The 7,621-nt window shown below is 38.3% G+C and carries 6 protein-coding genes and 1 tRNA gene; 6 read left to right on the plus strand and 1 reads right to left on the minus strand.

Features of this window, described 5'->3' with window-relative positions:
- Positions 1-435: 435 nt before the first annotated feature.
- Both C7B62_RS09245 and C7B62_RS09250 read left to right on the plus strand, forming a co-directional pair.
- Positions 436-2,292, plus strand: a complete 1,857-nt coding sequence (locus C7B62_RS09245) for an L-histidine N(alpha)-methyltransferase (RefSeq protein ID WP_106235104.1) — start codon at positions 436-438, stop codon at positions 2,290-2,292.
- A gap of 40 nt (positions 2,293-2,332) precedes the next feature.
- A complete protein-coding gene (locus tag C7B62_RS09250; protein ID WP_106235107.1) occupies positions 2,333-2,683 on the plus strand; it encodes a helix-turn-helix domain-containing protein in 351 nt (116 codons plus the stop codon).
- 112 nt (positions 2,684-2,795) lie between these two features.
- Here the strand turns inward: C7B62_RS09250 and nagA are convergent, their stop codons facing one another.
- The gene (gene nagA, locus C7B62_RS09255) at positions 2,796-3,953 is read right to left on the minus strand and encodes an N-acetylglucosamine-6-phosphate deacetylase (protein WP_106235109.1); all 1,158 of its coding nucleotides are present in this window, start codon (positions 3,951-3,953) and stop codon (positions 2,796-2,798) included.
- 140 nt (positions 3,954-4,093) lie between these two features.
- Here nagA and purE point away from each other — a divergent pair, with 140 nt between their 5' ends.
- From purE to C7B62_RS09275, 4 genes are all read left to right on the plus strand, one after another.
- Positions 4,094-4,585: a 5-(carboxyamino)imidazole ribonucleotide mutase gene (gene purE / locus C7B62_RS09260; protein WP_106235111.1), complete on the plus strand. Its 492-nt coding sequence runs from the start codon at positions 4,094-4,096 to the stop codon at positions 4,583-4,585.
- 212 nt (positions 4,586-4,797) lie between these two features.
- The gene (gene crtR / locus C7B62_RS09265; protein WP_106235114.1) at positions 4,798-5,673 is read left to right on the plus strand and encodes a beta-carotene hydroxylase; all 876 of its coding nucleotides are present in this window, start codon (positions 4,798-4,800) and stop codon (positions 5,671-5,673) included.
- Between the two features lie 31 nt (positions 5,674-5,704).
- Complete coding sequence (locus C7B62_RS09270) at positions 5,705-6,643, plus strand: o-succinylbenzoate synthase (RefSeq protein WP_106235116.1); 939 nt, start codon at positions 5,705-5,707, stop codon at positions 6,641-6,643.
- Positions 6,644-6,867: 224 nt separating this feature from the next.
- A tRNA-Asp gene (locus tag C7B62_RS09275) sits at positions 6,868-6,941 on the plus strand.
- Positions 6,942-7,621 lie beyond the last annotated feature (680 nt).

Consider the following 7,621-nt stretch of genomic DNA (forward strand, 5'->3'; position numbering starts at 1 on the left):
TCTTTTTGCTACTTTAAGATTTGACTATTTTATGTTATGAACTTTGTCACTGGAAAATCAATCCCCAAAAAAGTAGACAACTGTAATGAACTAATAATCATTTTTAATTGATGAAGTAGAAAAAGATGAAAATAAAAAGAACAAAAAAATATTCCCTAACTCTTTCTTTGTTCTTAATCTCATTTTTATCTTTTTTTTAAATCTTTGTCGATACAAAAAAGTTAGTTAAAATAAGTAATTTTTGTTTAATTTACAATCTTTTTTTTAGTTTTTATTGTATTTTTTTTCGACAAATATTATAAAAAGTTATTTTTTGTTATAAAAAGTCAGATCTAGTTTTTCTCAAGGCAATAATTTTCCAATCTAAATAATAAGGCTTGCTTGCTCTAATTTCTTTGATAGTTTTATACTTTAAAGAGTTTGCAGATTAACAATATGTGTAAAAAATGGCTAGAGCGTGTAGAGAGAGGCTTTTATCAAGAGCATGGCAAGTATTTAGACGATATACAAAGAGAAATATTAATAAGATGCTATGATTCAAAACAAAGCTATGAAAAAATAGCAACAGCATTAAACTATAGTCCCAGAACTATAAATTTACTCGCTTCTCAATTATGGAAATTACTCACGGATGTATTTAAAGAAAAAGAAAAAGAAAAAGTAAAAGTTACTAAAGCAAATCTTCGAGGAGCAGTAAAACGTTTTATAGATCAACAAGATCTAGAGGAGGTCGATCCGATCAACTCAACGACGACAAAAACTTTTCAAATCTTCATCAGCGATCGCAGCAAAAACTCAGAACCCAGCATAGCCGAACAACTGCGAAAAACTTTACAGGACGCTAGACAAGCAACAACTATCGGTCAGGATTGGCTGCAACGTAGTAACAAAGAACTAAATGAATATGATTGTTTCCTGCTGATCGTCTCCAGTCACTCAGTAGATGAAAGTGAGATCATGATCGAAGAATTACAAAGAGCTAGGGAATCGCGCGAAACTAGACCAGACAAACCATTAACAATTTTACTCATTCACGCTGGTTCTCATCTGTCTTTACCGCTTAATCATCCTCTACATAAGCAGCTTCAGGATATTTCTCAATCAGAATGTTTATCGTCAAGCGATTTGCCAATTCTTGTAGCAGAAATCATGAAGTGCTTGGAAACGACGAATGAATCAACTTTACGGGGATTGTTATTATTAATACAAAAATTAGGTAAACTCAAAATCTCAGATAATTGGATGCTAACCTACGTTGGCGAAAATCAACTACATAAGCTAGGTGACTTAGTTCTTGATTTAAAGAATCGTAAAATTAGGTCTGGATACGCATACTGGGGCGTGGGTCCTACTAGAATGTGGACAACAGCTTGTACAGATCCCTGTTATCACATGAGGGAAAATATTGAAAGGTTTCCCGATCATGCTCGTCAACTCGCCAATTATGTCAATAAAGAGCAATACAACTTTGTTAGTCTTGGTGTGGGAGAAGGAAGCAAAGATAGCAATATAATTAGAGACTTTTTTAACCGAGACGATCAAGCCAAACCCAGAGATGATTTTTCATATCTACCTGTAGATATGAGTCTCGATATGTTGAGGGTGGCGATCGGCAGAATTCAAGAATTACCATCTCATCGTCGTATTGCGATTCAACGGGATATAGAAACCAAAGAAGGTATGGCAGAAATAGCTCATATTGCTAAGGTACTCGGAGAAAATAGACCAATACTTTACGGATTTATAGGTAATACTATTGCCAATGTAGAAGACCCAGAACACGTTCTAAATAATATAGTTCAGGTCATGAAAAGCAATGATTTATTACTTTTTGAAGCTCAAATAATTAATGACTCTGCATTAACGAATAATCAACTTCAGAAAACAATACAGTATGTTAAAGAAGAATACGAAGGAATTTCCTTTCGACAGTTTGCATTAAGCGCTCTTCTGCAAAATTCAGACTTGTCAGTAGAACCAAAGGAAAGAGATTCATGCTATTTGGTTGAGGTATCCCTACAGCCTTGGAAATATGGACAGGTTTTACAAATAGGGTGTTGTTTTGAAAATAATACTGACAAGGAACTTTATCTGACATTCCCCAATGAAGATACAACTACACTGGGTTTAAAAGAAAAAATTCATCTTTATTGTTCGCGAAAATTTACCCAAGGCACTTTAGAACATTTTGTTCAAGCGACAAATCTCAGTATTCTAGGAAAAAGTTTGTATCTAACTAATAGAGGTACTGGATTTGTGGTGATGATGCTTCAAAGAAACTATCAGAATTGATTTGTGGTGTCCTGAAGTTGTTGTGACAAAGCATAATTTTATGAAAAAATCGCCGTCGCCTCGCAAATCAAGCGATCTGCCCAAAAATATCAACATAGCTGCTGTAGTAGAAGCAGTTTTTGGCTGTAAATGGTCATTGAGTATACTAGGTTTAATTCGTCGTGGTGTATGTCGCCCTAGTGCGATTGAGCGAGAAATAGAAGGCTTGACTCCTCGCGTTAAAAACTATTATTTTCGTCGCATGATGAATTTAGGTATTTTAGAAAAGATTGTTTATCCTGAAGTCCCACCCCATGTAGAATATCGACTAACTGATTTTGGACGACGTTTTCTGCCAATTATTGATGCAATTGAAAAGCTACAAAAAGATCTAGAACAAGAAAATCAATAATTTAAAGTAACAATATTTTTGATCGAATAAGCGATCGCCTGAGAAAAAATCTCTCACACCATTTGTCGAAAAATAAGAAAAGACTTGGTGAGCGAATACTAAAAATACTTGATTACACCTTTAGCACTACCAATTTTTGTTTTGTTTCATCCCAATGCCAGCGCAATAGATTAGCCTGTTGCCCTACAGCAATATCTGGTAGGGCGATCGCTTGGCGGGGAGATTTTGTTGCCATGGCGATCGCTTTTTCAACATCGCAACCCCACTTCACTAAATTCTCTACACCGACTAATAGCGGTAAGGTAGTACCCGATAACGTCCCATCCTCTAATCTGGCTGTGCCTTTGGTGACGGTAATTTGTCGTCGATCCCAAGGATAAACCCCGTCAACTAAACCCATTGGAGAGAGGGCATCACTCACCAGAAAGATACCCTGTTCGTAGTTGCTAGCCTTGAGGATAATTTCGATTATGGTGGGACAGACGTGATTGCCATCGGCGATTAAACCACAGTAGACATTGGGGTTGACGATCGCTGCTCCTAATAATCCTGGTTGGCGATGGTGTAAACTAGGCATGGCATTAAAAGCATGAGTTACCATTGATGCACCCTGCTGGAATGCTTCTTGTGCTTCAGTGACTGTCGCCTGGGAATGTCCTAAGCTAACGATGATATTTTGCTCTCTTAAATAGGGAATTGTTGTCTTGCTACTGTCTAACTCTGGTGCAAGGGTGATTAGCTTGACAATCTGGCTATAGTTGCCCAAAATTCGTTTAATATTTTCAATGGTTAAGGGTAATAAATATTGTTCTGGATGAGCGCCTCGCTTCTGGTAATTTAAAAAAGGCCCTTCTAGATGAACTCCTAAAATTTGCGCTGTATTGACTGGATCTTGAATTGTCATAAATTGAGCGATGGTGGCAAGCGATCGCTGGATTTTATCTACGGAAGTAGTTACAATTGTTGGTAAAAAGCCATCCACTCCCTGTTGCCATAAAAAATCGCAGATCTGCTTGAGTCGAGGTAAGTCGGTTGCTGCTAAATCAGGAAAAGCTAAACCCAAACCACCATTGATTTGAAGATCGATTCCCCCCAAAGATAGCCAATCTTTTTGCAGGTCTAGTATGGGAATGTCTGTTGCTCTTAGCTGGGTTGCATCGACGCTATTAGTCGCAGACATCTGGTGAATTTTGCCCGCGGCGATCGCCACCTGGTACAGCCCTTCACGTCCTACAATCTGAGCATTTTGAATTAATAAATCCGCTTTCATCTTCATCTTCCCTGTTGATTTCCTTCGTTTAAAGATAAAGCTAAATTTTGTCGAATTACGTCAATAAACAAGATAAAATACAGAACCTAAGAATTTTAACAACAACCTTGAGTGAAACTACACCATTAATTGGCATTATTATGGGCAGCGATTCCGATCTGCCCACGATGGAAAAGGCGATCGCCGTTTGCGAAGATTTTGCTATATCTTATGAGGTGGCAATTATTTCGGCCCATCGTACTCCAGACAGAATGGTTGAGTATGCTCGCAATGCTCACCAAAAAGGCATTAAAATAATCATTGCTGGGGCTGGAGGTGCTGCCCACTTGCCAGGAATGGTAGCTGCTTTGACTCCTCTACCTGTAATCGGTGTCCCTGTGACAACTCGTCAGCTACAGGGGGTTGATTCTCTCTATTCTATTGTCCAGATGCCTAGAGGTATTCCCGTCGCGACAGTGGCGATCGGCAATGCTCAAAATGCAGGGTTGTTAGCCGTACAAATATTGGCGATCAGTGAACCGCAACTGCAAAATCAGATTCAACAATATCGCCAAAATCTAGCTCAAACTGTTCTTGACAAACAAGAGCGTCTTGATAAATTAGGTTATCAAACCTACTTAACTCAGATGTAAATTTACCGCTCAATTTACCAAATTACACTGATTTTCAAATTAAGATTTTAATTTAAATCTTAAAATCATTAGGCAAATTAATTGTTATTTGACCGTTAAATGAGAAAATGCTGTAGAACACGTTACAATTCTTTACCCAGGATAGGAATTAGTGTAAACTACCTGAGAAAACTCGTATATCATATCAAAATTTAAAAGGAGCAAACGAAAAGATGCAGTTGGCTCAAACACTGCGAACAGTACCTAGAGAGTATTTAAAAGCTCCTGGGGGATTTAATCCCAATGTGTTGATGGTGATTGCAGCGATCGCGTTGCTGATAATATCGACCACGGGATATTTTTGCTGGGGATTCCCAGATTGGTTCTCTTTTACGGCAAATGTCTTGGCACTACATTTATCAGGAACAGTTATTCATGACGCTTCTCACAATAGCGCCCACAGCAATCGTATAATTAATTCTATCTTGGGTCATTGCAGTGCCTTAATGCTAGGTTTTGCATTTCCCGTGTTTACCAGGGTACATTTACAACATCACGCCCACGTAAACGATCCTGAAAATGACCCTGACCATTTTGTCTCGACAGGAGGACCTTTATGGCTCATCGCTGCCCGCTTTTTTTACCATGAGTTTTTCTTTTTTCAAAGACGCTTATGGCGTAAATACGAATTGCTGGAGTGGTTTCTTAGCCGTCTATTTTTAGTAACTATAGTTATGTTGGGAATTCATTACGGCTTTATCGGTTATGTGATGAATTTTTGGTTTGTCCCTGCGATGGTAGTGGGTATGGCTTTAGGTCTATTTTTTGATTATCTACCCCATCGCCCTTTTCAAGAGCGCGATCGCTGGAAAAACTCTAGAGTTTATCCTAGTCCGATTCTCAATCTACTCATTTTGGGGCAAAACTACCATTTAGTACATCACCTCTGGCCATCTATTCCTTGGTATAAATATCAGTCGGCTTATTACGAAACAAAGCCTTTATTAGATGCTAAAGGTTGCGAACAATCTTTGGGTTTATTAGATGGTAAAAACTTTTTAAACTTTTTATACGACATTTTTTTAGGTATTCGCTTCCATAAACATTAGATTTTATGAAGTAGTTAAAACTAATTCAATAATGGACTATGAACTAAAGTTTCAATTTAAGCTATATCAAAATTATTTTAAACAGCCCTTGCAGACTAGCCATGGTGTTTGGTCAATACGTGAGGGCATTATTATTAGCCTGACAAATTCAGCAGGAGTTACCAGCAGAGGAGAAATTGCTCCTTTACCTTGGTTTGGTTCAGAAACTTTGGCTCAAGCAGTAAAATTTTGTCAGCAGTTAGGAGAGGCTACTACTAAACAAGAAATTATGGCTATTCCCGATCACCTTCCCTGTTGTCAGTTTGCCCTAGAATCAGCCTATCTGGCATTGACTCAAGATGATTTGGTTCGTTCCTCTCACACTTTAAATTTTTGTTATCTTTTACCTGCTGGAAAAGAAGCCTTGACTGCTTGGCAAGATTTATATCAAGCTAATTCTGCCACTACTTTTAAGTGGAAAATTGGAATTTTAACTCTCGCTGAAGAAATCGCCATTCTCAAGCAGCTTACCCTGAATTTTCCCCCAGAGGTTAAATTAAGACTGGATGCCAACGGGGGATTGAATCTCACTCAAGCTCAACAGTTACTCTCTGTCACAGATGCTTTGCCAGCAATAGAATTTATCGAACAACCTTTATCTCCAGACAAATTTACCGACGTTTTGCAACTCAGCCACAAACATACCACTGTTCTAGCGTTAGATGAATCTGTTGCTAGTTTTCAACAGTTACAACAAACCTATCGACAAGGATGGCTGGGAGTATACGTAATTAAAGCAGCAATTATGGGTTTCACTACTAGATTAAGGCAATTTTGTCAGGACAATGACTTAGATGTAGTTTTTTCTTCTGTGTTGGAAACAGAAGTTGGTCGTGAGGCAGTATTAAACCTAGTACAACAGTTGGATCATCCCCGTGCATTTGGTTTTGGGGTACAGCATATTTATAACAAATCTCTTACTCGATTATAAAGATTAATTATTTTTCCCCGCAAATTCTCTTTTTAGATCGTGGGAAAGATAACCGTATCTATATTTCAGCTTGATTTTTACTATGACAAATTAATTGAGCTTGTTTATTTTATGCTATGAAATATCCAGGCGTTTTCTGAAGTTGCGGAGCAATATTTGACATTCTAGTTGATTTCTTTATTTTATATGCTACTATGTATTCCGTGGCAAATAAAACACAAATTGGGACTGTAGTTCAGCTGGTTAGAATGCCTGCCTGTCACGCAGGAGGTCGCGGGTTCGAGTCCCGTCAGTCCCGTTCGCGCAAAAAGCGCTCACCTTATAGACTCTCTCTTGCGACCTCCTGCGTGACAGACAGGCATTTGCTCAAAACTTGCTCAAAAGTGAATATAGCAGCAGGACAAGTAGGAGTGCAACAAGTACTTGTGTACCCCAATTATTTAAGCGCTTATATAGCTATGCAGTAATAGAGGCCATAAAAAATCATGACCTCTATTTTCAATCTGCTTTTGACTAAATTAAGCTATAGCTGTTCAGTAGCCCCGACCTGGGAGATACTCCCCAGGCATCTAAAAAAACCGCCTACTATACCACTATTTTTCAGATCTGTCAAACGGGCTAACCGACTCGTTTATAGAGCAGGAAAGCCTATTTGAATACTCATCTTAAGCGCTGTTTACTCAAGGTTTGATGACAATTAGATATCGCCCCTAGGAGGGGACAAGCCACCGTCTCATCTGAGAGGAGGATTTCTAGTTAGGGTGAGTTAAGCTTTTTTACTAGCCTTATTAAAGGCATATCTAGAAAGTGTTAAACACTTTGTTTAACACTTTTCAAAGCTGCCTCTTCTTTCTTTTTCTGTCTACTCGGATAATTGACCTTTCACTGGTAGCATGAGTACTGATACTGTTGGCGAAAGTAATCAATTGAAGTTTCAGACGTAATCTTCGGGAAGATAGTTAGTACAAGTACTCTGTA

The sequence above is a fragment of the Pleurocapsa sp. CCALA 161 genome, assembly GCF_003003995.1.
GTDB lineage: Bacteria > Cyanobacteriota > Cyanobacteriia > Cyanobacteriales > Xenococcaceae > Waterburya.

Bases quoted from the DNA above. Each gene is read 5' to 3' on its own strand.
- C7B62_RS09245 (WP_106235104.1), top strand. From the start codon at position 436: ATGTGTAAAAAATGGCTAGAGCGTGTAGAGAGAGGCTTTTATCAAGAG.
- C7B62_RS09250 (WP_106235107.1), top strand. From the start codon at position 2,333: ATGAAAAAATCGCCGTCGCCTCGCAAATCAAGCGATCTGCCCAAAAAT.
- nagA (WP_106235109.1), bottom strand. From the start codon at position 3,953: ATGAAAGCGGATTTATTAATTCAAAATGCTCAGATTGTAGGACGTGAA.
- purE (WP_106235111.1), top strand. From the start codon at position 4,094: ATGGGCAGCGATTCCGATCTGCCCACGATGGAAAAGGCGATCGCCGTT.
- crtR (WP_106235114.1), top strand. From the start codon at position 4,798: ATGCAGTTGGCTCAAACACTGCGAACAGTACCTAGAGAGTATTTAAAA.
- C7B62_RS09270 (WP_106235116.1), top strand. From the start codon at position 5,705: ATGGACTATGAACTAAAGTTTCAATTTAAGCTATATCAAAATTATTTT.